We start from the raw sequence: 24,792 nt of genomic DNA, 5'->3' as shown, positions 1-24,792 counted from the left end.
GAAATCAGTTGGCGGGCTTGCCGAACCAGCGGGAGAGGTGGTCGTCCAGGTCGTGCTGATCGTCGCCGATCCAGGAGACGTGGCCGTGGGGGCGTAGCAGGACGCAGGGAACATCCAGTGCGGCATGGGTCCGCGAGGTAGTCGACCCGGTCTGACCAGCCGCCGACGGTCAGGCGTTCGGCGCGGTCAAGGAGCAGGCCGCGGCCGCGATGCAGCAGACCGTAGAGGTGGTGGCCCTGTTTCACGTCGACGTCGCGCAGGCGGCGGCCGGGCAGGTCGGGGCCTTCGCCGAAGTCGTAGCGGATACTGATCGCGGTGATCTTCTCGATCAGGCCGACGGGGTGGTTGTTCCGATGGACTACCGGCCGGCACGTGACGGGCGCCGCCCTGAGGGCCGTCGATGACGACACCCTCGACCCGATCTGCGCGCCGAGGTCGCTGCCGAGGACGCCCTCCGCGCCCGGACCGAGGGCGTGCGATCATGTCCGGCGATGTGCCGCTCGAGTGGGCGGCTGACCGTGCACCGGCCACTCCGCGGATGACAGGCTGACGTACCTGGCCGCATGTTCGCGCGGTGGGGTGGGCGGGCGTCGGGTGTTCTAGGGTGTGCGTGTGGCCGCATCCGGTCGCGGTACCTGGTGTATCCCGGAAGGGGTGAGGTGCCAGTGAACGGCGACGAGGGGCTCCCGATCAAGTCCCCCGGGGCGACCTGGGATGCGGACCTGGGCGGCATCGCCGAGCAGTTCAGGCAACTCACCCGCGCCCAGGAACGGATGCAGGCGCTGCTGGACGCGGTGCTGGCGGTCAGCCGAGAGCTGGACCTGCCGGTGGTGCTGCGACAGATCGTGAGCGCCGCGATGCACCTGGTGCACGCCCGCTACGGTGCCCTCAGCGTGTTCAAGGAGGAGGAGCGGGCGGGCCTTGAGGATTTCATCCCGCTCGGCCTGAGTGACGCCGACTACCAGGCCCTGGCCGGAGTCCATCCCCCGCACGGCCAGGGCCTGCTCGCGCACCTCATCGAGCAGCACGAACCATTGCGCGTGGACGATATAGCGCACCATCCGGACGCGGTGGGCTTCCCCGCGGGGCATCCGCCGATGCGCACCCTGCTCGGGGTGGCCATCGGCGTGCACGGACGCATCTACGGCAACCTCTACCTGGCCGACCGGCGCGACGGCAGACCGTTCGACGAGCAGGACGCGGCCGTCGTGGGCGCGCTGGCCGGGGCCGCCGGCATCGCCATCGAGAACGCCCGCCTGTACCAGCAGGTACGTACATCCGCCGAACAATTTCAGCGCCTGCTGCTGCCCACCCTGCCCGATCTGACCCCGTTCACCGCGGCGGCGGAGTACCGGGCGGCTACTGCTTCGGGCCACCACCTGGGCGGCGACTGGTACGACGCCCTGCTGCTCCCCGACGGTGCATGCGCTGCGATCATCGGCGACGTCGTGGGCCACGACCTGACCGCGGCCGCCGCCATGGCTCAGATCCGCAACATGCTCCGCGCCCTGCTGTACGAACGGCGCACCCCGCCGAGCCTGGTCCTGGACCGGCTCGACGACACCCTGCACGCGATCACCGACGCCCCCGTCACCACCGCCTGCCTGGCCCGTATCGAACCCGACGGCGACAGCTGGCGCCTGCACTGGTCGACGGCCGGTCACCTCCCGCCACTGGTCGTCCGCACCGATGGACGCACCCGCTACCTGCAGGCCGAACCCGGCGTGCCGCTGGGCGTCGACGCCCGCCTGCACCGCCCCGACCACACCCATACGCTCGCGCCCGGAGACACGGTGCTGCTGTTCACCGACGGCCTGGTCGAACACCCCGGGCACCCGCTGGACGCCGACCTGGACATCTTTGCGGCCACCGCCGGCGCCCACGTCGGGCTGCCCCTCGACGAGTTCTGCCGCACCCTCGCCGACCAACATCCCAGCGACGGCCACGACGACATCGCTCTTCTCGCCGTACGCATTCCACCCACCGGCCCTGTGAACCAGCAGGACCGATAGCAGCGGCCACGGGCGCCAGAAGCCCGGCAGGCTGCGACTCACCGCGGGGCACGCGTTCCTCTCAGTTCACGTCCGGTGACCATCTCGGACTCGATCCGTACGAACACCGCGTCCCGCAGGGGTATCCAGGACGTGGGGCCGCTCTGCGAGAGCCGCTCATTCGCGGCGGGGTCGGTCACCACGGTGGCCCGGCCGGTGGCGACCACGCTCCAGCCGGACCGGGTCGCCGCGTCGAACTCGTCCGCCTCGAAGGCGACCACGACGCCCTCGATGGCGCGTACGAGGTCCGAGTCCGGCGATGTGCGGAGCAGGACGGAGGCGTCCGTGTCCAGGGAGAAGTTGACGGGGAGGACCGAGGGCAGGAAGCCGGGTGCGCACCCTTGACGGGCGATCTCTGACTGCGTAGACATTGACCGCGCGGTCATGCAACTGACCTCGAAGGGTTCCCGTGTTCGGCCAGAGGAGGCTCCATGACACGAGTGGTGGGACGGGGCGGGAGCGCTCCAGTGCCGCGCAGTGCCGATGTCGCCCAACTGGCCGGTGTCTCACGCAAGACCGTGTCGAGGGTCCTCAACAACGAGCCGTACGTCTCCGACGACGTACGGCGACGCGTCATCGAAGCCGCCGAGGAACTCGGCTACCGGCTCAACAACGCGGCTCGAACACTGGCTTCCGGACGCACACGTTCCATCGGTGTGGTCGCTCTGGGGACGACCGGGTACGGAACCGCCTCACTGCTCGTGGCCATTGAGAAAGCCGTGCGAGGCTCCGGCTACGCACTCCGGGTGGTCAACACACTGGACGGCGAACCGGACGATATCGCCGCCGCCGTGGACTCCCTCCTGGAGCAGGGCGTGGACGGCATCATCGTCTCCGAACCCGTCGTCGAAGGAGAGGTGTCCGTCCGCGTCGACGTACCGGTTCTCTTCCTCGGCGCGCCACCGGCCTTCGGCGGCTCTCGAGCGGTGACGGCAGGGGTCGGAGCCGATCTGCTGGCGAGGGCGGCCACGGACCACCTGCTCGATCTGGGGCACCAGACCGTCCACCACCTTGCCGGACCACTGCGCTGGTACGCCGCCAAGGACCGTGCCGAGGGATGGCGGGCAGCTCTGGCGGCGCGCGGCAGGCACCAACCGCCCCTCCTCGAAGGCGACTGGTCGGCCGCGTCCGGTTACCTGGCGGGCCGCGAACTGGCCGCCGACCCCGAGGTGACCGCGGTCTTCGTCTCGGGCGACGACATGGCGATCGGCTTGATCCACGCCCTGACCGAAGCCGGTCGACGCGTGCCCGACGACGTCAGTGTCGTCGGCTTCGACGGCAACCCCGTCTTCGCCTACGTCACCCCACCCCTGACCACGGTGCGCCAGCCGTTCGACGCCGCAGCCAGGGAAGGACTCAGGCTTCTCATCCACGCCATCGAAGAGCCCGCCACCGAAGCGCCACCGGCGAGCGACCTACCGCTCGAACTCGTTGTCCGAGCCTCGACCGCGCCCCCACCGTCCTCCTCAGCCGGACAGCGCACTTCGTCGTCACGTTCCCACCCATCACAACGGTCACGGGTCTGACCGCCGCTACCCGAGCCTCCCACGCAGGCGATCAAGGCTCCCGGCAAGTCTCCCGGAAAGGCCCAACCACCTTGCCTAGCTCCCGACGTAGCTTCGTCGCCACCTCAGGCGCGGCCGCAGCCTCAACCGTTCTCGGCGCAGCGTCTCCCTCATCCGCGTCCGCTTCCGCCGATGACGTGTCAACGGCGTCTTCGGCCGCGGCTGACGCCGATCTCATGCGGCTTCCCGACATGCCCCTGCACGACCCGTTCATCGTCGCCGACAAGAAGACCGGGACCTACTACCTCTACACGTCCAACGACCGATCGGTATCGGGCGTGGACGGCACCGGCACCATGGTCTACCGCAGCCGCAACCTGCGCGACTGGATGCGCCCCGTCGTCATCTTCCTGGCCGCCGACCAGGAGGGCCTCTGGACAACCCACGGTGGGTGGGCGCCGGAGGTGCACGAGTGGGGCGGCAAGTACTACCTGTTCACTACTCTGCACGACCAGGACAAGCCGCTTCCGATACCACCACCCAGCCAATGGGGCACGCCCTTCCCGATCGGGAACTACATGCGCGGCACGATCACCGCTGTTTCCGACTCACTGCTGGGCCCCTTCACCGTCATCGACCCCTCGCGCCCCACTCCGCCCGAAAACCTCATGACCCTCGACGGAACGCTCTACGTCGACCCGTCCGGGCAGCCCTGGATGGTGTACGCGCACGAGTGGCTGCAGATCATCGACGGAACCATGGAAGCGATCCGGCTGACTCCGGACCTCTCGGGCACCGTCGGCGATCCGACCTGCCTTTTCAAGGCCTCGGACGCGTTCTGGATCAGCGAGCAGATCCCCGGCGGCGTACCGCACCAACTCCCGCCCTACGTCACCGACGGCCCTCAGCTGTACCGCACCTCTGACAAATCACTGATCATGCTGTGGTCGACGTACGAAAAGAACCTGGCCAACCCGGACGGCACCGTCGGCGGCTTGTATGTGCAGACCTATGCCGTCTCCAAGTCCGGCGACATCAAGGGTCCGTGGAGCCAGCGACGGCCGCTGGTCCGGAACGACAGCGGCCACGGCATGCTGTTCCACACTTTCGACGGCCGGCTGATGATGGTGCTCCATCGCCCCTTCAACAATGCGCGCGGGAAGCTGTACGAGATGCAACTCCTCGGCCACGAGCTTCGAGTGCTCCGCCAGCGCACCGATCTCGACGGCGGCGGCTGACGCCTCCTGTGTGGTTCGGGACCACGCCGGCTTCGTCGTCGACGCACTCGACATGGCTGTGGCGGCATCACACGCTGGACTGGCCGAGGTCGCCGCCGAGTGCTGGCCGTCGCGTCAGGTCGGTTGCCAGATCTGGGCGAGCGTGGAGGGGGTGAGGAGTTGCTCGGGGTCGCCTTGTTCCGCCAGGCGGCCGTCGCTGAGCAGGAGGCAGGTGTCGGCTGAGCGTGCGGCTTCGAGGTCGTGCGTGGCCTGGACGATGGTCACCCCGCCGGCGACGACCTCCGTCAGCAGCGCGGCGATCCGCTCCCTTGCCCCGGGATCGAGTCCCGTGGTCGGCTCGTCCAGGAGGAGCAGGTCCGACTCCTGGGCAAGGCCCTGGGCGATCAGCGCGCGTTGCCTTTGCCCGCCGGACAGTTCCCCGAGTTGGCGGGGGGCGAGATCGGTGATGCCCAGTCGTTCCATGGCCGTGTCCACGGTGGTGTGGTCCTGCCGGGTCAGCCGGCGCCACGGCCCGCGTTCACCCCAGCGCCCCATCTCCACCGTCTGCCTGACCGTCAGCGGCAGCGCGTCACCGACGGCGCCGCGCTGTGGGACGAACGCCGGCGGCCGGTTGCCGACGTGACGGAGCTTGCCTGATGTGGGCTGAATCACTCCGGCCAGCACTCCGAGCAGGGTGGACTTCCCGCTGCCGTTCGGGCCGACGAGTGCCGTGACGGCCAACGCCGGTATTTCGGCGTCGAGTTGATGGAGGACAGTGCGGCCGGGGTAGCCGGCGGACAGTCCGCTGAAGCGGACGCGGGGCGTCCTGCCTTCGGCGACGGCGGGGGAGGCCCCCTGTTTATTGAACATGATTTTCATCGTAGTGTGTCGATCCATGGAGTGGTTGACGGGTCCCTTCGAGGTGACCTTCGTGCAAAGGGCGCTGTGGGGCGGGATGTTGGTGTCGGCGATCTGCGCCCTGGCCGGCACGTGGGTGGTGCTCAGGGGGATGGCCTTCCTCGGCGACGCCATGTCCCACGGGCTGTTGCCCGGAGTCGCGCTCGCCGCGCTGCTCGGCGGCAACCTGCTGGTGGGGGCGCTGGTGAGCGCGGCCGTCATGACGGCCGGCGTCACCGCCCTCGGCCGAACCCCGCGGCTGTCCCAGGACACGGGTATCGGCCTGCTGTTCGTGGGAATGCTGTCGCTCGGCGTCATCATCGTCTCGCGCTCGCAGTCCTTCGCGGTCGACCTGACCGGGTTCCTCTTCGGTGACGTCCTCGCCGTCCGCGAGCAGGATCTGGTGCTGCTGGGCGTGGCGCTGCTGCTGGCGCTGGTCGTCTCGGTCCTCGGCCACCGAGCCTTCCTCGCCCTGGCCTTCGACCCGCGCAAGGCGCACACGCTCGGCCTGCGCCCGCGCCTCGCTCACGCGGTGCTGCTCGGCCTGCTGGCGCTGGCCATCGTCGCCTCCTTCCACATCGTGGGCACGCTGCTGGTCCTGGGGCTGCTCATCGCCCCGCCGGCGGCCGCGCTGCCCTGGGCGCGCAGCGTGCGAGGTGTCATGGCCCTGGCAGCATTGCTCGGTGTCACCGCCACCTTCTGCGGCCTGTTGCTGTCCTGGCACTTGAGCACTGCGGCCGGTGCGACCGTCTCGGGCCTCGCGGTGAGCCTGTTCTTCCTCTCTCACGTGGCATCCGGTCTCCGCCACCACCGCGGTGCGCGCCCCGCCGGTGCTCACGCCACGGCCACCCACTGATGGAAGGGGCGATCCCATTGTTCGTCCGCAGGAACGCCACCGCTTGGGTGCCCACCGCGCTCGTGGCCGTCTGTCTGCTCACCACGAGCTGCGCAGGTCAGGACGACACCGCGTCCGCCCCGAGGAAGACCCCCTCGGCCTCTGCTCCGCACGGTTACGTCTCAGGGGCACAGGAAAAGGCAGAGCAGCAGTCGCGGCTGCTGCTCAACGACCCGAGGTCCGGGGACACCCGGGTACTCGATCTGATCACCGGCAAGGCGCACGAGGGGTCCCGGACGGCGGGCAGCACGGAACTGACCACGGACGGCCGGTTCGGCTACTTCCACACCGCGGGCGGCACGCACGTCCTCGACGGCGGCGCCTGGATGGTGGATCACGGCGACCACGTGCACTACTACCGCGCGGCGATACGTGACGTGGGCGAGCTGCCCGGAGGCCCGGGCACCCGCGTCCGTAGCGATGCCGCTGTGACAGTGGTGACCGACGAGGACGGCCGGGCCAGGACCCACCGCCGTGCCGAACTGGAGAAGGGCAAGGTCGGCTCCGCCCGCACGCTTCCCGGGACGCATGCGGGAGCTGTCGTACCGTACGCGGAGCACCTGCTCGGCGTCACGGACGACGGGAAGATCGCGGTGTACGACCGCGAGGGCAAGCAGGCCGCGTCGCCGGACGCCCGGTGCGGGGAAGTGCGGGGCGACGCCGTCACCCGGCGCGGAATGGTCCTCGGCTGCGCCGACGGCGCCCTGCTCGTCCGTGAGGCCGACGGCACCTTCACCGCCGAGAAGATCCCGTACGGCAGCGACGTACCCGAAACGGAACGGGCCACGGCCTTCCGGCACCGGCCCGGCAGCGACACGCTCACGGCACCCGCCGGGGACCGGGCCGTGTGGGTGCTGGACGTCACCGAGCGCACATGGACACGGGTGAAGACCGGTTCCGTCGTCTCCGCCAACACCGCGGGAGAGGGCTCTCCCCTGATCGTCCTCGAGACCGACGGAGCACTCCACGGCTACGACATCGCCACCGGCAAGCAGGTCGCCAAGACAAAGCCGCTCCTGACCGGTGCCCCCGAGACCGGCACCGACGGGAACGTGGAACCTGCCGTCGAAGTCGACCGCAGCCGCGCCTACCTCAACGACCCCAAGGGCAAACGCGTGTACGAGATCGACTACAACGACAACCTGCGCATCGCGCGCACCTTCGACCTGGACATCGAGCCGGCGCTGATGGTGGAGACCGGACGATGACGAGACAGACGCACCAGTCGCGGCGGCTGCGCACCCTGCTGCTGGTCCTGCTCACCCTCGCTCTGGCCGGTGCCGGCACTGGCTGTGCGAGCAGCGACGAGCGGCCCCGGGTGTTGGTGACGACCAACATCCTGGGCGACATCACGAAGGAGATCGTCGGCGACGAGGCCGAGGTGACCGTGCTGATGAAACCGAACGCCGACCCGCATTCCTTCGGCCTGTCGGCCGTGCAGGCCGCCGAGTTGGAGCGTGCGGACCTCGTGGTCTTCAACGGGCTGGGGCTGGAGGAGAACGTACTACGGCACGTGGACGCCGCCCGCGAGTCAGGGGTGGCCACCTTCGAGGCCGGCAAGGCGGTGAACCCCCTCACCTTCCAGGCCCACGACGACGGAGGACCCGAGGAGGAGGCCGGGCAGCCCGACCCGCACTTCTGGACCGACCCCGACCGCGTCCGCAAGGCCGTCGGCCTGATCGCCGACCAGGTCGTCGAGCACGTGGACGGCGTGGACGAGAAGGCCATCCGCGCCAACGCCGACCGCTACGACGACCAACTCGCCGACCTCACCGCCTGGATGGAGAAGTCCTTCGACCGCATACCCGAACAGCGGCGCGCGTTGGTGACCAACCACCACGTCTTCGGTTACCTCGCCGACCGCTTCGGCTTCCGGGTGATCGGCGCGGTGATCCCGAGCGGTACGACGCTGGCTTCGCCCAGCTCCTCCGACCTGCGCTCACTCACCCAGGCGATGCGGAAGGCCGGCGCACCAACCGTGTTCGCGGACTCCTCCCAGCCCAAGCGGCTGGCCGAGGTGTTGCGCACCGAGATGGACGGTCAGGTGCGCGTCGTCGAGCTCTACTCCGAGTCCCTGACCGAGAAGGGCAAGGGCGCCGGGACCTATCTGCAGATGATGCGCGCCAACACCACCGCCATGACCGACGGCCTGACCGGCGCCTGAACCAGCGCCCCTGACGTGGACACTGGCCGACCGGCCGCCCCAGCACACCCGCACCCACCGCCGCGCCCGCGCGGAACAGAAAGGAACTCACCGGTGAACAAGCCGACACGCAACGGAGCCTTCACGGGCACGGCCCTCGCCCTGGCGGCCTCCGCGGTCCTGACCGCATGCGGAGGGGACGACAGCCCCTCCTCCGACACGAAGGCCAAGAACGCCCCGAACACCAAGGCCGTTACGGTCAAGGACCCGCTGGTCGCCACGTTCGACGGCGGCCTGTACGTCCTGGACGGGGAGAGTCTGAAGCTGGCCAAAACGATCGAGCTGCCCGGCTTCAACCGTCTCAACCCCGCCGGCGACGACTCCCACGTCGTCGTCTCCACCGACGCCGGTTTCCGCGTCCTGAACGCCGCCGAACAGCGCTTCACCGGCGTCGAGTACGAGGGCGCCGAGCCCGGCCACGTGGTACGGCATGCCGGCAAGACGGTGCTGTTCACCGACGGCACCGGCGAGGTCAACGTCTTCGACCCCGACGACCTCGCCGGCGGCAAGAAGCCGGAAGGCCGCACCTACACCTCCGCCGAGCCGCACCACGGCGTCGCCATCGAACTGAGCAACGGCGAACTCCTCAGCACCCTCGGCACCGAGGAGAAGCGCACCGGCGCCCTCGTCCTGGACAAGAACAACAAGGAGCTCCAGCGCAACGAGAAGTGCCCCGGCGTCCACGGCGAGGCCGCGGCCAAGGGCGAGGCCATCGGCATCGGCTGCGAGGACGGCATCCTGATCTACAAGGACGGCAAGTTCACCAAGGTCGACGCCCTCGACGACTACGGCCGCATCGGCAACCAGAGCGGCAGCGACGCCTCGCCCATCCTCCTGGGCGACTACAAGACCGACCCGGAGGCCGAACTGGAGCGGCCGACCCGCATCTCCCTCATCAACACCGAGACCGCGAAACTGCGCCTGGTCGACCTGGGCACCAGCTACTCCTTCCGCTCGCTCGGCCGCGGACCCGATGGCGAGGCGCTCGTCCTCGGCACGAACGGAACGCTTCACGTCATCGACCCGGAGACGGGCAAGGTGGACAAGAAGATCCCCGTCGTGGACGAGTGGCAGGAGCCGCTGGACTGGCAGCAGGCCCGGCCCACCCTCTTCGTGCGCGACCACACCGCGTACGTCTCCGAGCCGGGCACGCGCAAGCTGCACGCCGTCGACATCGAGGCGGGCAAGAAGGTCACGTCCGTCACCCTGCCGAAGAGCACCAACGAACTGTCCGGCGTCGTCGGCCACTGATCGTCCGACCTCGGCGAGGTCGCTACGCCCGGGGTTGACCGGGCGGGCCTCGCCGCGCTGCGGCGACGCCCCGTCGGCGCGCTCTCCGGCGGCCGGCGGCAGCGGGTCCTGGCGGCCCGCGCGCCGGCCGTCAGCCCGCGCATCCTGCTGCTCTGCTGCTCGTGCGTTGAGGCCTCCGCCTGCCCCGCGTGCCCCCGTACGCGGCGGGAGGGAGTGAAGGCGTACAGGTCGAGGATTTCTGGGCGGGTCGGCGATCGTGGCAGGTCGCCCGGGCCTTCGATATGGGCAGGGGTGACTGGGGCCGGGCTTCAGGGTTTTCGGAGCCTGATGGTCGCAGTGAGTACGGTGGTCACGGTCGAATGACGCGGTGGTTCCCCGGGTTTAGCCGACCTGGGAACCAGTGCTGTGAGCGCCGGGTCTCGGTCAGGCGGGGGTGACGTTTTCGGCTTGGGGTCCCTTGGGGCCCTGCGTCACGTCGAACTGGACCCTCTGGCCCTCGTTGAGTTCGCGGTAGCCGGTACTGGCGATGGCCGAGTAATGGACAAACACGTCGGGGCCGCCGCCGTCCTGGGCGATGAAGCCGAAACCCTTCTCCGCGTTGAACCACTTCACAATGCCCGTAGCCATTTCGATCTCCTTCATGGGCACAGTGCGAGTCCGCTGCTGTGCCGTTTATGCTTTTGCGGCCGACTTCCCAGGGCTGCGGAGGTTAAACACGGCCTCCGCGAGGTGTCTTCACATCTCGGGGAAGATGCAATTGGGTTTGAATTCTCTGCCGGGTTCGGCTCTCCGGCACAAAATTCCGTCAGTCAATTCCCCGGTGATGTGCCCATTTCGAACGACCCAGTAGTCCGGACAGCCTCGATGGCTTGGCCGCGGAAGCGGCCTTTTCGGGCCCCTCTTTGCGCCGGCTCGCCGGACTCAGCCGACGCGTGGCCTGCGCCGCGTACACCGCGGTCCTGGCGATCACCGTCCAGAGCAGGCAGACGCAACTGCTGCTCGCCGTCCCCGTGATCTGCCTGGTCCTGGACTGGACCTACCTGGTCAATGACGAGAAGATCTCGGCGGTCGGCTGCTACATCCGCGACCGGCTGGGACCGCGGCTGGCCGAGCTCAGCGGCGCCCACGGCGCAGTGTTCGGCTGGGAGATCTACCACCGTGACGATGCGAGCCGCACGACGCGCAAGCGACTACAGACCGCTGTGGATCTGTTCACGTACTTGGCCTTGCCGATGATCTGTGTGACCGCATTCCCCGCTTCACATTCAATTCGCCGTCCCGACCGGCACGGCCGAGTGGACTGACTCTGCGGCGCTGGGCTGCCCGCCGTGTGGCTCGGACCGTGCACCGGCTGCCGCCGGCTGAGGGGGAGTCAATGAACCGGCGGGCCTGCGCGGTGTGGGTCTGGCCTTCATGCGCTCTGCGTGCGGTTAGTGCTGTGCTGGGACGCCGAGTTCGTCGAGGAGGCCGCGGACGCGGCGCTCGATCTCGTCGCGGATGGGGCGGACGTCGTCCACGGCCTTGCCCGCGGGGTCGTCCAGTGTCCAGTCGAGGTAGCGCTTGCCGGGGAAGACCGGGCAGGCGTCGCCGCAGCCCATGCTGACCACGATGTCGGCGGCGCGGACGATCTCGTCCGTCCAGGGTTTGGCGAACTCGCGGGAGATGTCGATGCCGCGCTCGCTCATCGCGGCGACGGCGGCCGGGTTCAGCTCGTATCCGGGCTCGGAGCCACCCGACCAGGCGAGGGCCCCGTCGCCGGCCAGGTGCTGGAAGAAGCCCATGGCCATCTGGCTGCGTCCGGCGTTGTGGACGCAGAGGAAGAGGACGACGGGCTTGCCATCGGTGATGTGGCCTTCGACCTTGGCCAGGGCGTGCAGGCGCTGGCGGGCGAACCGTTCGGCCAGCAGCGGGAGGAAGTTGGGGATGGTGCTGCGGGCGGCGAACTGGTCGTAACTGGTGTGCAGGAAGCGCTCGATGGTCTCCTGGCCGAAGGTGCCGTCGAAGTCCCGGCTCAGGTGAGTGGCGGCGGTGCGCAGGGCGAGTTGCTGGTCGATGCTCAGGTTGTGGTGCGGGAAGGACGCGGTCTCAGTCATCGTTGCCTCCAGGAGGGCGGACGGCGGGAGCCAGCCGGTCGACCCGGTCGGCGAGATCACTCAGGGCGTCGGCGAAGGCGTCGTCGGTGCCGGTGCGGGTGGGGTCGGGGACCGACCAGTGCAGGCGGTCGGGGGCCCGGGGGCCGAGCTGTTCGTGAGCGTTGTCGCAGACGGCGACCACGAGGTCGTCAGGGCGCAGTGTCTCGTCGATATGGGAGGTACGGGCGGGGACCAGGGAGAGGCCGTGTTTGCGTGCGGTCGCGAGGGTGCGGGGGTGGACGCGCCCGGCGGGTCGGGTTCCCGCCGAGGCGGCCGGTACGGCGCTGTGGCGCTTCCAGAGGGCCGCGGCCAGGTGCGATCGGGCGGAGTTGTGGGTGCAGACGAACACCACACGAGGCGCTGTACGCAAGGGAGTTGGGGTAAGGCTCGTCAGGTTCTGTACGCGTAGGCGCAGGTAGGTGCGCCGTCTGTCTCCTTCGGAGCGGGATCGCTCGATCAGCCCGACCTGTTCGAGCAGCTTGATGTGGTGGGCCAGGAGATTGCTGGGCACGCCCAGCTCCTGGCCGAGTTCGCCGGGCGAGGCGTCGCCCAGCAGCAGCCGGTCGATGATCGCCAGACGCGCGGGCTCGCCCAGTGCCGCGTGCCGTTGTGCTCGCGCCACCACCGAAGCAGACCACTCAGCATTCATTGACTCAATCTTTGTTGAGTTAATGTCCCCCGTCAAGGCCCGGGGGAGGCCAGGATGAGCCGAGTCGGCCATGCGCTGTATCCGGAGCCCTGAGTTCGCTGATGTCACAGACCGGGGGTGCTGTCTCGTCCGAGGTATTGGAGACGGAGTACGGAGTTGAGATCAGGAACAGGAAGGTGACGGTCATGCGCGTGTTCGTGGCAGGCGGGAGTGGGGCCCTGGGGCGGCGGCTGGTGCCGCAGCTGGTGGCCCGGGGACACCAGGTGACGGCTACGACGACGAGTGCGGCCAAGCTGCGCTTGCTGGAGGAGCTGGGTGCTCAGGGTGTCGTGATGGACGGGCTGGACGCGGTGTCGGTCGGTGAGGCGGTGGCCCAGGCCCGGCCGGACGTGATCGTGCACCAGATGACCGGGCTCAGCGGCAAGCTCGACATGCGGCACCCCGACCGGTCCTTCGCCCCCACCAACCGGCTGCGCATCGAGGGTACGGACCACCTGCTGGCCGCCGCCGAGGCGACCGGCGTACCCCATGTGGTCGTACAGAGCTTCGCGCAGAGCTACGGGCCCGGAGCGGGGCTGCTGACCGAACAGGACCCGATCGACGCGGGTACGTCGCCGGTGGCGCGCAGGCTCTCGTCGGGTGTCCTGCACATCCAGGACGTGGTGCCCAAGGCCGGCGGCACGGTGCTGCGGTACGGCGGGTTCTACGGGCCGGGCGCCAGCGACGACGTGGTCAAGATGGTGCGCAAGCGGATGTTCCCGCTCGTCGGGGAGGGCACCGGCTGGGCCTCGTGGGTGCACCTCGACGACGCGGCGAGCGCCACCGTGCTGGTCGTGGAGCAGCAGGCGAGGGGCGTGTTCAACATCGTCGACGACGAGCCCGCCCAGGTCCGCGACTGGCTGCCGTATCTCGCCGCGTGCGCGGGGGCGAAGCGTCCGCTGCGGGTTCCCAAGTGGCTGGCCAAGCTGCTGGCCGGGGAGTTCCCGGTGACGATGATGACCGAGGGGCACGGCTTCTCCAACGCCAGGGCGAAGCGGAAGCTGGGCTGGCAACTGCGCTACCCCTCGTGGCGGGAGGGCTTCAAGGAAGAGCTGGGCGTGAGCCGGGAGACCGGGGCGTCGGCATGACCAGGGCCTCGTCGCGAACCTCCCGGGCCAGGCGCTGACGTTCGGCCAGGGTGCCCGCCTGGCGTTCCGCCGTCGTTCGCTCCGCCTGGGTGGCGGTGAGCTCGCCGAGGAGCCGCTGCCGCCTGGTGGGGCTCACGGACCAGGTACTCACGAGGTTGTCGCTTTTCCACCATGGCCTGTCGCCCTCGTATCCGAGGGGTCCTGCTTTCTGACCATAGCTTTGAGCGTGTCAGCCCGGCCGGGACAGGGAGTTGGGTGGCGGAATCCGGAAAGGACGACACGTGAGGGACTCCGTGGAGCGCATTGCACTGACGTACGCTTTCGACGCCTACTGCGGCTGGTGCTACGGCTTCAGCCCGGCCCTGCACGAGTTCGCCGCCGCCAACGCGGACCGGGTCGAGCTGCGGGTGCTGTCCGGCGGCCTGTTCACCGGCTCGCGCGCGTTGCCGATGTCCGCCTACCGGCACATCCCGGGTGCCAACGAGCGCATCGCCCAGTTGACCGGCGTCACGTTCGGCGACGGCTACCGTGCCGCGCTGACGGACGGCACCGCGGTCATGGACTCCGCCGACGCCGCCACGGGTTTGGTCGCCCTGCGCAGCCAGCCCGGCGCGAACGCCCTGGATGCCGCCGACGCTATGCAGCGTGCCTGGTACGTCGATGGCCGTAGCCTCTCCGACGCCGAGGTCTACCGGGACATCGCCGCCGAGCTGGGCCTGGACGCCGACGCGGTGGCGACCGCGTACGCCTCGCCCGCCGCCCGTGCCGAGGCCGCGGCCGACATTCTCGAGGTGCGGCGTCTGGGCGTCGACGGCTACCCGACGCTGCTGCTGCACACCGCATACGGCACCGACCGCCTGGGCGGCCCGGTCTCCTCAGCCGACGTGCTCACCCGCGCCCTGGACCAACACCTGGCCGCCGCCACAGGCGCCTGAACTCACCCGTAGCTGGTGGCACCGCTCGCGGGGGCGGCCCTCCCCGCCCTGGTCACCCGGTACGGGGCACAGCGCCCCCACCACACTCTGAGGAGCGGCCCCGCACGGTTGCGCGGAAGGCGATCGGAGACTGGCCGGTCCGCTGATGGAAGTACTTGCTGAAGTTGGTGGCACTGGTGAAGCCGAGCTGTGCCGCGATACGGGAGGCCGGCTGGTCGCCGTGCGCGAGGAGGCGTTTGGCTTCCAGGATCACCCTTCGGTCGATGAACTCCTTCGCTCCCACCCCTGCGTCGGCGAGTGTGGCCCGGGAGAGCGTGCGCGGCGAGTAGCCCAGCGCCCGGGCGTAGTCCTCCAGGCGACGCGTGCGGGCGAAGTCGCGTTCGACAGCCTCACGGAAGCGGACGAAGGCCTTCCCCGGCTCCGCGACCGGGCTGCCGACCGCCGACGTGCGCTGCGAAAGGCGCAGCACCAGTACCGCCAGCAGGTGGCGCAGCACCGCCACATGAGCTTCCAGCGGAACGCCGCGCAGCGCCTGGAACTCGAGTGCCAGATGACGCACGGCCATCTCCAACGCGTGGCCGTCTTCCGGGTCGGGAACCTGGAGCACGGGTGCGTACGGATCGTCCATGCGCGCCGCGGCCACGGTGCCCGGATCGACGAAGTCGCGCTCGAAGAGCACCAGGGTGCCCTCAGCCTCGTACAGATCACCCCACTGCTGCACCTGGCCGGGCCGTACCCACAGCCAGGAGCCCGGCTTGAGGGCGTAGCCGGTGAAATCCACCATGTGCCACAAGGAGCCGCTGGAGAGAGTGATCAGGTGGTGGAACGTCGGCCGCTGAGGTGTCGACAGCCCCTCCCTGCCCATGCGGACGGCGGCCCGCTCACGCAGTTCCGCCAGAGACATGACCTCGACGCCCGCCGGAATGCCGACCGGCGGAGCAAAGCCGACGTCCGCGATCTCGCGCGGGCCGTCAGGTCGTTTTCTCACCGTCACCAGTAGCCACCATGCACAGAGCCAGCCTGTCCAGCTCTCAGTCTGCGCTCAATCTGAGGGGTGGGTGGCCGGTACAGGCTGCGGTTGGATGCCACCAACCGCAGCATAAGGACAGGAGTCGCACGCGACAGGCTTGGGGCGCCACCGAGCGCGCACGGGTGAATACCGCTGCGAGCGGGAGCGCCGTCACCGTCGATGAGAAGCCGAGGCCCGGAGATCGTCGAAGCCTTCTTGGTCCACTTCTCGATCAGGTCAGTCGCCGGGGCGGCGGGGATCGACGTGGATCTTCGGGCCCGACCCCGCGTCCGGCGGACGTTCGCCGGCGAGGACGGCACCGGCCTGAGCGAGGCCGACCGTCGCGGCGACCAGGGGCCTGGGATCGACGGACCCGTCGGCATAGGCCCGGATGGTGGCGTCCAGGCCAGGGGAGGCGGACAAGATGCCGACCGCCGTGACGTCCTTGAGGGCGAGGGTGCGGGTGTCGATCCGGCTCGGTTCGCCGGACAGCCCGATGTAGACGACTCGGCCGCCCGGTTCGACCAGGTCGAGAGCCGTAGCGGGCAGATGGGCCGCGTTCGAGGCGTCGACGACCGCGTCGAAGGGCAGGTCCGGAACCTGGTTCTCCCGCCACACGTGGTCGAAGCCCAGACCGCGGGCGAAGGCGAGGGAGCTGTCGGTCTGGCCCATGAGGTGGACTTCGGCGCCGACGGCGCGGGCGAACATGGCGACGAGCAGGCCGATGGTGCCAGGGCCGAGCACCAACGCCCTGTCCCCGGAGCGCAGTTCGGCCGCCTGCGCTGCCCGCAGGGCGTTTCCGCCGGGCTCCACCAGCGCTCCCAGAGTGGCGTCGACGCTGTCGGGCAGCACGTGCAGCGAGGAGACGGGGACGGCGAGTCGCTCGGCGAGGGCGCCGGGCCGATCCCCGCGGATGCCGAGCTCCTGCCGCCTGTCGCACACGTGCTGGTGGCCGCGCAGGCAGCGCCGGCAGGTGCCGCAGCCGAGCATGGTGTCGCCCATGACCCGCCGGCCGATCCACACGGCGTCGACGCCTTCGCCGACGGCCGCCACGCGCCCGGCCCATTCGTGGCCGAGCCGCATGGGGTAGGAGGAGTGGCCTTGGTGGAGGTAGGCCATCTCGCCGGTGAAGAACTCCACGTCGGTGCCACACACGCCGACTCGCTCGACGTCGATGATGGCCTCGCCCGGAGCCGGCTCGGGCGCGGGCACGTCCCGTACCTCGTACGTACCGGGTGCGGTCAGCACGAACGCTCGCATGCGGCGGGCGTTCACCGTGGCGCGACGACGTGTTGGCGCTGGGTGCCGAGCTGCCGGATGCCCAGTTCCATCACGTCGCCGGGCCGCAGCCATACGGGCGGGGTGAAGCCCATGCCGACGCCGGGCGGGGTTCCGGTGTTGATGAGGTCGCCGGGCTCCATGATGTTCCGGATGCTAGACCACCGTACCGATTACTGGAAGGACGGCCTCCGTGCCCGGCATGCGGGACCGCGGCTGGGGCCGGGTCGTCAATTTCGCCAGCATGGCGGGCAAGGACGGCAACCCAATCTCTCCGTCTACTCCGCCTCGATGGCCGCCGTGATCGCCCTCACCAAGTCCGCAGGCAAGGAACTGGCCACGAGCGGCGTCCTCATCAACGTCATCACACCGGTGTACGACATCAGCGGGGGACGCGCGACGTACTGACGTCCTCCGGCTCCTCGGCTTCATGGCTGGACGTAACGCGCACTCGGTCACAAAGCGGTGCCCGTCTCCTCGGCCAAGGCCCGCAAGAGGCGCTCCTGGAACGCCTCGTCGTGGACCGCGCGATGCGGCTGCTGCCGCTCGCGGTGGTACCAGTACCCGCCCGTCGTCAGGGCCTCGGGATCGTCACTCGTCGCCAGCCACTCCTGCGTCCGGTGACCGAGCTCGAGGTCGTCCGGTGCACTGGGCCCGCCCATCTTGGTCGGCACCCAGCCCGGGTCGACGGCGTTGCTCAGCACCCCGGGGCGCAGCCGGGCCACCGCGGCGGCGAGCGTAGTGACGTACAGCTTGCTGTCCGAGTACGAGCCCGCGCTCCTGCCCCGCCAGTCGACCCCGGCGAGCGAGGGGCGCCCACCGAAGTGCGAGCCGCTGCTCAGGTACACCAGTCGGCGCGGACCCGGGAGCAGGGTCGTGAGCAGGTACGGGGCGATGACGTTGACCGGCATGACCGCCGGGCCGCTCCACACGCCGGCGTTGTGGATGACCGCGTCGAGAGGCTCCGCGTCGATCAGTTCGGCGGCGATACGGCGTACGGCGTCACGGTCCGTCAGATCGCCCACCACAATGTGCGCCCCGCGGTCGACGAACGTGTCGAGGCTGGCAGCGCGCTCCGGATTCCGGGCGTGCACCACCACCTCGTGTCCCGCGGACAGCAGCGAATCAGCCGCGGCACGTCCAAGGCCGTCCGCGGAACCGGTCACCAGAATGCGGCTCACGATCGCACCACCTTTCAGCGGATGCGGGTGCGGGGGCGGGGGCGGTCGTACTGCTCGTCGGGGACCGGTTCGTTCCAGGTGGTTTCTTCGCTGCCGTCGACCTTGCCCTCCCACATGGCGATGTGCTCCATGAAGCGGTCGGGGGTGGCTCCGTGCCAGTGCTCCTCGTTCGGCGGGCAGGTGACGGTCTCGCCGGGGTGGGCCTCGAAGACGGTGCCGTCACGGGTGCCGATCAGGGCGATGCCCGAGACGACGTGCAGGGCCTGGCCCAGCGCGTGGGAGTGCCAGTGGGTGCGGGCGCCGGGGGAGAAGCGGACCAGGTTGGCACGCATCCGGGACGGCTCCTGGCCCGCGTAGATCACGTCGAACCAGACATCGCCGGTGAACCAGTCAGCGGGAGCCTTGACCGTGGCCTGCGGCTTGACGAATTCCATGATGTGCCTTTCAGGTGTACGGGGAGAGGCAGCGACCTGGGCGACGAGTTCCCTGCCTCGGCCTCGACAGCCGCGCTGCAGTCGGCGCAGGCGACGGAGCGCGCAGGAGGCTTGCCGGACAGCGTTCCGCAGATCAATGAGCTGGAGAAGGGTCTGCCGTTACAGGTACTGACAGGACCCCCCTCCCGTACGCCGATCGATCTAGCCTGGAGGCCGTGAGTACCGAGAGCGACATACGGCAGTTCCTGGCCTCCCGCCGAGCCAAGATCACCCCGCAGCAGGCCGGCCTGCCCGCCTACGGCGGCAACCGGCGCGTGCCGGGCCTGCGCCGCGAAGAAGTCGCTCTCCTCGCTGGCGTCAGCATCGACTACTACGTCCGCCTGGAGCGCGGCCGCCTCGGAGGAAGTCCTCGGCGCCGTCGCGAACGCACTCCAGCTAGATGAAGCCGAACGCTCCCACTTGGACTGCCATGCCTTCCTCGATGAGCAGATGGGCAAGCATCGGCTCAGCGCAGCGGACCTCAAGGGCTGGCGGCCAGTGAAGCGGGCGCGGGGACGTAAGGCTGCGGCCTCGAAGGAGACGAGTGCCCCTGAGCAGTCCGCCCTCGACGCCGAGTAGGCACAACGTGGCACTGGGGCTGCCGGAGTCCAGAACTCCTGCAGCCCCACGGGCGTTGGGTAGGCGTCAGACTCGGGCGTCTGCCGCGTACGCGACGAAGGCCGACCACGTGGTGCGGGAGAGGGCGAGCTGTCCGCCCTCCTTGTCCTTGGAGTCCCGGACGCGGACAGCTTCATGGCAGTCAGCGACCTCGACGCAGTTGTCCCCCTCGCTACCGCTGTAGCTGCTCTTGAACCACGCCGGTTCGGTGGTGCTCATAGCGCTCCTCGCATGTGTTCCAGCAGGCTCACCGTGGCCCTGCAATCGAGGGCCTGCGCACGCAGCTTGCCATAGCGCTGGAGCAGGACGCTCACGTCCTTCGATGCCGTGATCAGAGTGCTCGAACGCTGACCCTCGGTGTAGCCGATCCACTGGTTGTCAGGAGTCTCTGCCAGGTACATCTGGCCGTCAACGCCCACGTGGTCCTCCTGTCGCAGCGGCATGAGCTGGATCTCCACGTTGCGTAGCTTCCCAACCTCCAGGAGGTGCCCGATGAGGGCCCTCGTGACTCCCGCTCCACCCACTCGCCGTTCCAACAGCGCCTGCTCGATGACGAAGCTGAAGGCCGTGTTCGGCTTCTGCATCAGGAGCTGCTGTCGCTCGAGCCGCGCAGCAGTCTCACGTTCCAGTCGTTCCTCTGTGACCGGCGGAAGCCTCCGCTCAAAGATCGCCCGGATGTAAGCCTCCGGCTGCAACAACCCAGGAATCGCCCGGCACTCATACGCGTAAAGCGAGATCGCCTCCTCCTCGATCCCCGCCCACTGCACGAACCACGACGCCAGCCCCTGCCTCCGTGTCAGATGCCGCGCCGCCGCCTTGAGCACCCGTGGGGCCCCGAGAACCGCCCCCGCCCGCTCGATGAACTTGACCGACGGGAACCGTTTCCCCTGCTCCAGCTTGGCCACCGCATGCACCGAGTAGCCCACCAGCGGTGCGAACTCCTCCTGTGTCAGGCCCGCTTCCTCCCGCAACGCCTTCAGGACCGCGCCGAAGCTCTTGAGGCCGTCCGACACTTCCGGTTCACTGCTCGCGACGCCGTCCAACACGCCCGGCTCACCTCCCACGTACCCCACCGGGACATCAACTCGCCCATGGTTACGGGGTGTCACCCACCCTGTCCACTCAGTGAACCCACCCAGCCGCGGCTGTACCAGGGCTGTGCCTGTTGCGGTGCTCTCCCTCCCGCGACGCTGGACCGCATGACCGCACCTCAGGCCCAACCGGCCGTCACCGTACGTATGTTCTTCCAGCAGCTCAGCGCCACCCGACGCGGCGCCCGCCTCGCCCGCCGTCTCGCCACGTACCAACTCGACGTCTGGGGCATCCCGTTCGGCTCGGACGTCTCCGACACCGTGGCCCTCGTCGTCGCGGAGCTGGCCTCCAATGCCGTACTCCACGCACGCGTACCGGGGCGTGATTTCTCCCTACGCCTTGAGCACCGTACGGACGTACTGCGCATCGAGGTCGCCGATGCCCGAGGGGACCGCCCCGTCGCCGCACAGCCGCCCGCGACCGGCGCCACGGATCCGACTGCCGACCACGGTCGTGGGCTCGTCATCGTCGAGGCCATCGCCTCCCGTTGGGGCGTCACAGACCGCTGCGGACCCGGCAAGGTCATCTGGGCCGAGATCGACCTCCGTTGAGAACCGAGAACCCAGAACGGAGATCCGAGAACTGAGAGGGCATCTGTGTTGAGGGCGACGACCGGCCCCGGCTTCTGGGGCGCGTGCTGGACACGGGACCTGGACGTGCGTAAGGCGCCGGCACTCTTCGGATACTGCGACGCGTACTTCGCCGTGGAGGTGGACAACTGGGTGGCGACGATCCTCCGCACCATCTCGCCGGCCCTCGACGCGGCAGCCTGCGCGGGGGCATGGGAAAGGCTCTACGACCACCGCACCGACACCCGACGCGCTCTCCTGCGGCGCGAGCCCTGGACCGTATCGATCACCCATGTCAGCACGCGCATCACATGGACGGTCCGACCCGTACTCTTCCTGCCACTCGCACACCGCCAGGGCGTGGAACTCCCCATGTGCACGTACGACTTCAAGCTCGCACGGACCGAGTGACCATGTGGACGGTGCGCAGGTCATCCGCGACATCTTCGGCAAAAGGGGGCCAAGGTGATCACCGGTCGGCGCGAGGTGGGGACCCCTCCCGGCCCGCTGGGGCTACAAGAGGGGGCATGAAGTATTCGACCACGGTCAAGCGTGCGCTCCAGTTGCCGTTGCTCATCACGACGCTTCTCCTGCCCGTCACCGCGTGTTCCTCGACGGCGGACGACTCCGGTGAGGCCCCGAGCAAGTCCACCGCGACACCCAGCAAGTCCACCGCGACGCCCAGTCGGACAGCCACCAGCAGCCCCAGCCCCCAGAAGACATCCGCGCCGCCCGCACTCAGCGCGGCGGACGGCTCCGACCTGAAGGCGTGCAGGGACGCCGACTGCGAGATCGTCATCCGCGGCGCCGCTCGCATTCCCCTGGACCCCAAGCTCGGCTTCACCAGGTTCCTCCTCACCTACGTCAGCCCGGACGAGGTGACGTTCGAGGTCGATCGCGCGGAGTTGAACAGTGTGTCCGGCTATATCAAAGGCACCGGTTTCCTGGGGCTCACCAACGGAGTCAAGGTCACCGTGAAGAAGACCAACGCTTCGGGAGCCGTACTCCGCTTCGAGCCCAAGACGACGGACCCGGACAATGACCAGATGTCGGCCTCCGATGGCGGGGCGCTGTATGGCTCCTGACCCGCCATGGGTGCCCAGAACATCCAGAGCACCCATGGCAGGGCGGCCCGCTCTCGAATGCGTCACGGCAGCGGAACCGCCGGCGGGCTCGCCCGCTGCCAGTAGTGCAGCACCGGAGGATGCGCGACCTCCTCCCCGAGGTCGGAGGTCAGCAGGTGATGCCGCGCAACCGCGTCGTCGACGATCTGTCGCCACCACTCCAGCCGGTCCTGGCCCGCATCGGCCGAGATCAATTCGTCGTGCAGCGCGTACAACTCGCACGTGTTGTGCCGCTGCGACTCGCGCACGTCGGCGTTGCTCTCGCTGAAGCGCGACAACTCGGCGCCCTCGCAGACCGCGCACCCGCACGTCCACGGTTCGACGCGCGCGAACCAGTCCTGGAGCACCTCCACCCGGTGGTACTTCAGCAACTCGCGGACCAGCACCACCGGATACGGCCGCCAGCCCCGGCCCTTCCGGCGCGGGTCCATGCCGTGACGGAGCATGGCGGTGACTCCCACCGCCGTGCCCAACGCCCCGTGCGCCAGCGCGTCGAAGGCCGCCAGGTCCGTGCGCCACAGCAACAGGCGCGGACACGACCGGCACAGCACGTGCAGGCCCTCGGCCACACCCACCCGCTCCAACGGGTCCTTGGAGTGCTGCATGATCAACGCCACGGGGTGCCGGCTGGCCCGTACCGCCATCACCAGGTGCAGCAGCGACTCGCCCCGCAGCCAGCGGTAGCTGCACGGCAGCACAACGACCGTGTCCGTCCGCTCCAGCCGGTTGGCCTGGGCGATCACCGCATGCAGGACGCGGGCGTCGCCCTCCTCGTCCGGCGGTATGAAGCAGGTCGGGGTCACCGCGAACGCCGCCTTGTTGGCCAACTGGCCGTTCAGGACCTCCTCCAGGCCGGAGGAGTCGAGTGCGTGCCAGCCGCCGGCCGCCTGGTAGCCGAAGGGCCGGTCGACGGTTGCGACCCGGTGCTCGTGGCCGCCGTAGTCGACGGCAACGACCGTGTCCGGGTAACTGTTGCGTATGTTCCGGCACCTCAGCGCCGCGTCGACACCTGTGAGAAGCAGGCCTCCGGCGTTTCCGTCGATGTGCGGAAGCAGGCCGATCGCCGACCTGTCGTTCACCATGATCAGTAACCGGTCGCGCAGTAAGCCCTCGATCCCGTCGCCCCCCATGGGGTCCCCCTCACGGTCATGAAGCACGCCCCGCTGGTCATGAGTGTCAGAGCCGGTCAAAAAGGAGCGCAAGACGGCCGTATGTGGGCGTAAGTGGTTCTCGGCCAGGCTGCGGAAGGGGGCACACCCAGCCGAATGTCACAGCGAGGTGCCTATCTGCCACATTCCGCAATGAATTCGCCCTCTTGGGTCGCTCAACGTGACACTCATGTCACGGAACTTGCGTCTGGCCTGGGCGTAAGGCATGGCAAGTCAGGCAAGATTGGATGTCGCGCGTGAGATCCGCGAGATCAGCGCGCCCCGACTGCCGCCGAGTGTGGGAATGAGAGCCGGATGCCCACCAGCGAGCTCTTCCTGAAGGATGGTGTTCACGTTCGGCCGCCGACAGCCGCAGGGCGCGGGCCAGCGCGGACAGCACCTGCGGTGAGGGGGAGGTCGCCCGGCCCTGTTCCAGGCGGACGATGTAGTCCACCGACAGGCTGGCGAACTGCGCCAGTTCCTCGCGTCTCAGCCCGGCGGCCCGCCGTACTCCGCCGGCGGGCACTCCCACCGCTGCGGGGGCCGTACGGTCGCGCCAGCCACGCAGCGCCCTGCCCAGTTCCCTGGATCCGCTCACGACCCCAGTATCCGGCCGCCGCGCCCGGACAGCCTGGTACTGGCAGTCCACAGGCAACGGCGGGCACTGTCTGTCCGTCCGCGGTGCGATGAGGGTGGAGGCGACAGCATCCCATCGATCACCGGAGCGAACATTTCATGACCACCACGCTGATCACCGGCGCGAACAAGGGCCTCGGGGCTGAGACGGCCCGCCGTCTGATCGAGGCCGGGCACACCGTCTACGCCGGGGCACGCGACGCCCACCGCGGCCGGGAGGCGGCTGCGCGGCTCGGTGCTCGCTTCGTTCAGCTCGACGTCACCGACGAGGACTCCGTCAAGGCCGCCGCCGAATTCGTCCGCGCGGACGCCGGCCGCCTCGACGTCCTGGTCAACAACGCCGGGATCGTGGGCGCGGGCAAGATCGGTCGGGTCGGCGACGTCACCGGGGCCGACATGATGACCACGTACGACACGAACGTCTTCGGCGTCGTACGCGTCACGCACGCCTTCCTGCCGCTGTTGGAAGCGAGCGATGTCCCGGTCGTCGTCAACGTCGGCAGCGGTCTGGGCTCGCTGGCGGTGACCACCGACCCCAGCCGGATCGAGTCCCAGGTGACGGTGCTGGACTACAACTCCTCCAAGACCGCGCTGGTCATGGTCACCTCGCAGTACGCCAAGGCGTATCCCGACATGCGGTTCAACGCCGTCGACCCCGGCTACACCGCCACCGACCTCAACGGCCATCAGGGCACCCAAACCGTCGAAGAGGGCGCGGAGAGCATCGTCCGCATGGCCACCATCGGCGCCGACGGCCCGACCGGTGGCTACTTCGACCACACCGGCCCGGCCGCCTGGTAAC

At 69.2% G+C, this 24,792-nt stretch carries 27 protein-coding genes and 4 pseudogenes; 15 read left to right on the top strand and 16 right to left on the bottom strand.

Features of this window, described 5'->3' with window-relative positions; all coding sequences use genetic code 11:
- Nucleotides 1-4: 4 nt before the first annotated feature.
- Nucleotides 5-332 (bottom strand): annotated as a pseudogene (locus OHT21_RS02740) (aromatic-ring hydroxylase C-terminal domain-containing protein); the annotation flags it as partial.
- 327 nt (nt 333-659) lie between these two features.
- Between OHT21_RS02740 and OHT21_RS02735 the strand changes: the two are divergent.
- On the top strand, nt 660-2,012 hold the full coding sequence (locus tag OHT21_RS02735) for a PP2C family protein-serine/threonine phosphatase (protein WP_443050308.1): 1,353 nt from the start codon (nt 660-662) through the stop codon (nt 2,010-2,012).
- A gap of 38 nt (nt 2,013-2,050) precedes the next feature.
- On the opposite strand, the gene OHT21_RS02730 is transcribed toward OHT21_RS02735, so the two are convergent.
- Nucleotides 2,051-2,422, bottom strand: coding sequence for a pyridoxamine 5'-phosphate oxidase family protein (locus OHT21_RS02730; protein WP_328766559.1), 372 nt, complete (start codon nt 2,420-2,422; stop codon nt 2,051-2,053).
- Nucleotides 2,423-2,482: 60 nt separating this feature from the next.
- On the opposite strand from OHT21_RS02730, the gene OHT21_RS02725 reads away from it, so the two are divergent.
- On the top strand, nt 2,483-3,577 hold the full coding sequence (locus tag OHT21_RS02725) for a LacI family DNA-binding transcriptional regulator (RefSeq protein WP_328766558.1): 1,095 nt from the start codon (nt 2,483-2,485) through the stop codon (nt 3,575-3,577).
- Nucleotides 3,578-3,792: 215 nt separating this feature from the next.
- Nucleotides 3,793-4,794 carry a glycoside hydrolase family 43 protein gene (locus OHT21_RS02720; protein WP_328766557.1) on the top strand — a complete coding sequence of 334 codons (1,002 nt, stop codon included), beginning with the start codon at nt 3,793-3,795 and terminating at the stop codon, nt 4,792-4,794.
- 114 nt (nt 4,795-4,908) lie between these two features.
- Here the strand turns inward: OHT21_RS02720 and aztA are convergent, their stop codons facing one another.
- Nucleotides 4,909-5,652, bottom strand: a complete 744-nt coding sequence (aztA, locus tag OHT21_RS02715; RefSeq protein WP_443050307.1) for a zinc ABC transporter ATP-binding protein AztA — start codon at nt 5,650-5,652, stop codon at nt 4,909-4,911.
- A 16-nt stretch (nt 5,653-5,668) separates the two neighbouring features.
- Between aztA and aztB the strand changes: the two genes are divergently transcribed.
- The 4 genes from aztB to aztD all read left to right on the top strand — a co-directional run bounded on the left by aztB (nt 5,669) and on the right by aztD (nt 10,019).
- Complete coding sequence (aztB, locus tag OHT21_RS02710; RefSeq protein ID WP_328766555.1) at nt 5,669-6,526, top strand: zinc ABC transporter permease AztB; 858 nt, start codon at nt 5,669-5,671, stop codon at nt 6,524-6,526.
- On the top strand, nt 6,526-7,773 hold the full coding sequence (locus tag OHT21_RS02705) for a hypothetical protein (RefSeq protein ID WP_443050306.1): 1,248 nt from the start codon (nt 6,526-6,528) through the stop codon (nt 7,771-7,773). Before aztB ends, OHT21_RS02705 begins: the two co-directional genes overlap by 1 nt.
- Nucleotides 7,770-8,729: a zinc ABC transporter substrate-binding protein AztC gene (gene aztC, locus OHT21_RS02700; protein WP_328766553.1), complete on the top strand. Its 960-nt coding sequence runs from the start codon at nt 7,770-7,772 to the stop codon at nt 8,727-8,729. Before OHT21_RS02705 ends, aztC begins: the two co-directional genes overlap by 4 nt.
- 93 nt (nt 8,730-8,822) lie before the next feature.
- Nucleotides 8,823-10,019, top strand: a complete 1,197-nt coding sequence (aztD, locus tag OHT21_RS02695) for a zinc metallochaperone AztD (protein ID WP_328766552.1) — start codon at nt 8,823-8,825, stop codon at nt 10,017-10,019.
- Between the two features lie 423 nt (nt 10,020-10,442).
- Here aztD and OHT21_RS02690 read toward each other — a convergent pair whose 3' ends face one another.
- A complete protein-coding gene (locus OHT21_RS02690) occupies nt 10,443-10,646 on the bottom strand; it encodes a cold-shock protein (RefSeq protein ID WP_141307768.1) in 204 nt (67 codons plus the stop codon).
- 275 nt (nt 10,647-10,921) lie between these two features.
- On the opposite strand from OHT21_RS02690, the gene OHT21_RS02685 reads away from it, so the two are divergent.
- The gene (locus tag OHT21_RS02685) at nt 10,922-11,323 is read left to right on the top strand and encodes a hypothetical protein (protein ID WP_328773939.1); all 402 of its coding nucleotides are present in this window, start codon (nt 10,922-10,924) and stop codon (nt 11,321-11,323) included.
- A gap of 126 nt (nt 11,324-11,449) precedes the next feature.
- Here the strand turns inward: OHT21_RS02685 and OHT21_RS44585 are convergent, their stop codons facing one another.
- The 3 genes and pseudogenes from OHT21_RS44585 to OHT21_RS02675 form a co-directional block, all read right to left on the bottom strand.
- Complete coding sequence (locus OHT21_RS44585) at nt 11,450-11,866, bottom strand: arsenate reductase ArsC (protein WP_443050615.1); 417 nt, start codon at nt 11,864-11,866, stop codon at nt 11,450-11,452.
- Between the two features lie 27 nt (nt 11,867-11,893).
- Nucleotides 11,894-12,112, bottom strand: a pseudogene (locus OHT21_RS44580) (three-helix bundle dimerization domain-containing protein); the annotation flags it as partial.
- On the bottom strand, nt 12,105-12,800 hold the full coding sequence (locus OHT21_RS02675; RefSeq protein ID WP_328766550.1) for an arsenate reductase/protein-tyrosine-phosphatase family protein: 696 nt from the start codon (nt 12,798-12,800) through the stop codon (nt 12,105-12,107). The pseudogene OHT21_RS44580 and the gene OHT21_RS02675, both read right to left, overlap by 8 nt.
- Nucleotides 12,801-12,985: 185 nt before the next feature.
- Between OHT21_RS02675 and OHT21_RS02670 the strand changes: the two genes are divergently transcribed.
- A complete protein-coding gene (locus OHT21_RS02670) occupies nt 12,986-13,927 on the top strand; it encodes an NAD-dependent epimerase/dehydratase family protein (protein WP_328766549.1) in 942 nt (313 codons plus the stop codon).
- A 281-nt stretch (nt 13,928-14,208) separates the two neighbouring features.
- Nucleotides 14,209-14,862: a DsbA family protein gene (locus tag OHT21_RS02665; RefSeq protein ID WP_328766548.1), complete on the top strand. Its 654-nt coding sequence runs from the start codon at nt 14,209-14,211 to the stop codon at nt 14,860-14,862.
- A gap of 52 nt (nt 14,863-14,914) precedes the next feature.
- On the opposite strand, the gene OHT21_RS02660 is transcribed toward OHT21_RS02665, so the two are convergent.
- The 5 genes from OHT21_RS02660 to OHT21_RS02640 form a co-directional block, all read right to left on the bottom strand.
- Nucleotides 14,915-15,856, bottom strand: coding sequence for a helix-turn-helix domain-containing protein (locus OHT21_RS02660; RefSeq protein WP_328766547.1), 942 nt, complete (start codon nt 15,854-15,856; stop codon nt 14,915-14,917).
- Nucleotides 15,857-16,108: 252 nt separating this feature from the next.
- Nucleotides 16,109-17,131: a zinc-dependent alcohol dehydrogenase gene (locus OHT21_RS02655; RefSeq protein WP_328766546.1), complete on the bottom strand. Its 1,023-nt coding sequence runs from the start codon at nt 17,129-17,131 to the stop codon at nt 16,109-16,111.
- A gap of 11 nt (nt 17,132-17,142) precedes the next feature.
- Entirely contained in the window at nt 17,143-17,292 is a 150-nt protein-coding gene (locus tag OHT21_RS02650) for a fumarylacetoacetate hydrolase family protein (RefSeq protein WP_328766545.1), read from the bottom strand.
- 312 nt (nt 17,293-17,604) lie between these two features.
- Complete coding sequence (locus OHT21_RS02645) at nt 17,605-18,330, bottom strand: SDR family NAD(P)-dependent oxidoreductase (RefSeq protein WP_328766544.1); 726 nt, start codon at nt 18,328-18,330, stop codon at nt 17,605-17,607.
- Between the two features lie 14 nt (nt 18,331-18,344).
- Nucleotides 18,345-18,764, bottom strand: coding sequence for a (R)-mandelonitrile lyase (locus OHT21_RS02640; protein ID WP_328766543.1), 420 nt, complete (start codon nt 18,762-18,764; stop codon nt 18,345-18,347).
- A gap of 215 nt (nt 18,765-18,979) precedes the next feature.
- Between OHT21_RS02640 and OHT21_RS02635 the strand changes: the two are divergent.
- Nucleotides 18,980-19,226, top strand: a pseudogene (locus OHT21_RS02635) (helix-turn-helix domain-containing protein); the annotation flags it as partial.
- A 222-nt stretch (nt 19,227-19,448) separates the two neighbouring features.
- Here the strand turns inward: OHT21_RS02635 and OHT21_RS02630 are convergent.
- Nucleotides 19,449-19,640, bottom strand: a complete 192-nt coding sequence (locus OHT21_RS02630; RefSeq protein WP_328766542.1) for a DUF397 domain-containing protein — start codon at nt 19,638-19,640, stop codon at nt 19,449-19,451.
- Nucleotides 19,637-20,467 (bottom strand): helix-turn-helix domain-containing protein, encoded by an 831-nt coding sequence (locus OHT21_RS02625; protein ID WP_328766541.1) that lies wholly within the window; start codon nt 20,465-20,467, stop codon nt 19,637-19,639. Before OHT21_RS02625 ends, OHT21_RS02630 begins: the two co-directional genes overlap by 4 nt.
- 192 nt (nt 20,468-20,659) lie before the next feature.
- Between OHT21_RS02625 and OHT21_RS02620 the strand changes: the two genes are divergently transcribed.
- The 3 genes from OHT21_RS02620 to OHT21_RS02610 all read left to right on the top strand — a co-directional run bounded on the left by OHT21_RS02620 (nt 20,660) and on the right by OHT21_RS02610 (nt 22,167).
- Nucleotides 20,660-21,064, top strand: coding sequence for an ATP-binding protein (locus OHT21_RS02620; RefSeq protein WP_328773938.1), 405 nt, complete (start codon nt 20,660-20,662; stop codon nt 21,062-21,064).
- Nucleotides 21,065-21,169: 105 nt separating this feature from the next.
- Nucleotides 21,170-21,493, top strand: a complete 324-nt coding sequence (locus OHT21_RS02615; RefSeq protein WP_328766540.1) for a hypothetical protein — start codon at nt 21,170-21,172, stop codon at nt 21,491-21,493.
- 116 nt (nt 21,494-21,609) lie between these two features.
- Nucleotides 21,610-22,167 carry a hypothetical protein gene (locus OHT21_RS02610; protein ID WP_328766539.1) on the top strand — a complete coding sequence of 186 codons (558 nt, stop codon included), beginning with the start codon at nt 21,610-21,612 and terminating at the stop codon, nt 22,165-22,167.
- 62 nt (nt 22,168-22,229) lie between these two features.
- Here the strand turns inward: OHT21_RS02610 and OHT21_RS02605 are convergent, their stop codons facing one another.
- Both OHT21_RS02605 and OHT21_RS02600 read right to left on the bottom strand, forming a co-directional pair.
- Entirely contained in the window at nt 22,230-23,336 is a 1,107-nt protein-coding gene (locus tag OHT21_RS02605) for a hypothetical protein (protein ID WP_328766538.1), read from the bottom strand.
- 364 nt (nt 23,337-23,700) lie between these two features.
- Nucleotides 23,701-23,952: pseudogene (locus tag OHT21_RS02600) on the bottom strand (helix-turn-helix domain-containing protein); the annotation flags it as partial.
- 137 nt (nt 23,953-24,089) lie between these two features.
- Between OHT21_RS02600 and OHT21_RS02595 the strand changes: the two are divergent.
- On the top strand, nt 24,090-24,791 hold the full coding sequence (locus tag OHT21_RS02595) for an SDR family NAD(P)-dependent oxidoreductase (protein WP_328766537.1): 702 nt from the start codon (nt 24,090-24,092) through the stop codon (nt 24,789-24,791).
- Nucleotide 24,792 lies beyond the last annotated feature (1 nt).

The sequence above is a fragment of the Streptomyces sp. NBC_00286 genome (genome assembly GCF_036173125.1).
GTDB lineage: Bacteria > Actinomycetota > Actinomycetes > Streptomycetales > Streptomycetaceae > Streptomyces.
This window is presented reverse-complemented; position numbering and strand designations above follow the sequence as displayed.

What these genes read in the sequence shown, in the direction of transcription:
- aztA (WP_443050307.1), bottom strand. Translation starts at nt 5,652, where the DNA reads ATGAAAATCATGTTCAATAAACAGGGGGCCTCCCCCGCCGTCGCCGAA.
- OHT21_RS02630 (WP_328766542.1), bottom strand. Translation starts at nt 19,640, where the DNA reads ATGAGCACCACCGAACCGGCGTGGTTCAAGAGCAGCTACAGCGGTAGC.
- OHT21_RS02730 (WP_328766559.1), bottom strand. Translation starts at nt 2,422, where the DNA reads ATGTCTACGCAGTCAGAGATCGCCCGTCAAGGGTGCGCACCCGGCTTC.
- aztC (WP_328766553.1), top strand. Translation starts at nt 7,770, where the DNA reads ATGACGAGACAGACGCACCAGTCGCGGCGGCTGCGCACCCTGCTGCTG.
- aztB (WP_328766555.1), top strand. Translation starts at nt 5,669, where the DNA reads ATGGAGTGGTTGACGGGTCCCTTCGAGGTGACCTTCGTGCAAAGGGCG.
- OHT21_RS02705 (WP_443050306.1), top strand. Translation starts at nt 6,526, where the DNA reads ATGGAAGGGGCGATCCCATTGTTCGTCCGCAGGAACGCCACCGCTTGG.
- OHT21_RS02595 (WP_328766537.1), top strand. Translation starts at nt 24,090, where the DNA reads ATGACCACCACGCTGATCACCGGCGCGAACAAGGGCCTCGGGGCTGAG.
- OHT21_RS02675 (WP_328766550.1), bottom strand. Translation starts at nt 12,800, where the DNA reads ATGAATGCTGAGTGGTCTGCTTCGGTGGTGGCGCGAGCACAACGGCAC.
- OHT21_RS02690 (WP_141307768.1), bottom strand. Translation starts at nt 10,646, where the DNA reads ATGGCTACGGGCATTGTGAAGTGGTTCAACGCGGAGAAGGGTTTCGGC.
- OHT21_RS02720 (WP_328766557.1), top strand. Translation starts at nt 3,793, where the DNA reads ATGCGGCTTCCCGACATGCCCCTGCACGACCCGTTCATCGTCGCCGAC.
- OHT21_RS02620 (WP_328773938.1), top strand. Translation starts at nt 20,660, where the DNA reads ATGTTCTTCCAGCAGCTCAGCGCCACCCGACGCGGCGCCCGCCTCGCC.
- OHT21_RS02725 (WP_328766558.1), top strand. Translation starts at nt 2,483, where the DNA reads ATGACACGAGTGGTGGGACGGGGCGGGAGCGCTCCAGTGCCGCGCAGT.
- OHT21_RS02605 (WP_328766538.1), bottom strand. Translation starts at nt 23,336, where the DNA reads ATGGGGGGCGACGGGATCGAGGGCTTACTGCGCGACCGGTTACTGATC.
- OHT21_RS02655 (WP_328766546.1), bottom strand. Translation starts at nt 17,131, where the DNA reads ATGCGAGCGTTCGTGCTGACCGCACCCGGTACGTACGAGGTACGGGAC.
- OHT21_RS02650 (WP_328766545.1), bottom strand. Translation starts at nt 17,292, where the DNA reads ATGGAGCCCGGCGACCTCATCAACACCGGAACCCCGCCCGGCGTCGGC.
- OHT21_RS02640 (WP_328766543.1), bottom strand. Translation starts at nt 18,764, where the DNA reads ATGGAATTCGTCAAGCCGCAGGCCACGGTCAAGGCTCCCGCTGACTGG.
- OHT21_RS02670 (WP_328766549.1), top strand. Translation starts at nt 12,986, where the DNA reads ATGCGCGTGTTCGTGGCAGGCGGGAGTGGGGCCCTGGGGCGGCGGCTG.
- OHT21_RS02610 (WP_328766539.1), top strand. Translation starts at nt 21,610, where the DNA reads ATGAAGTATTCGACCACGGTCAAGCGTGCGCTCCAGTTGCCGTTGCTC.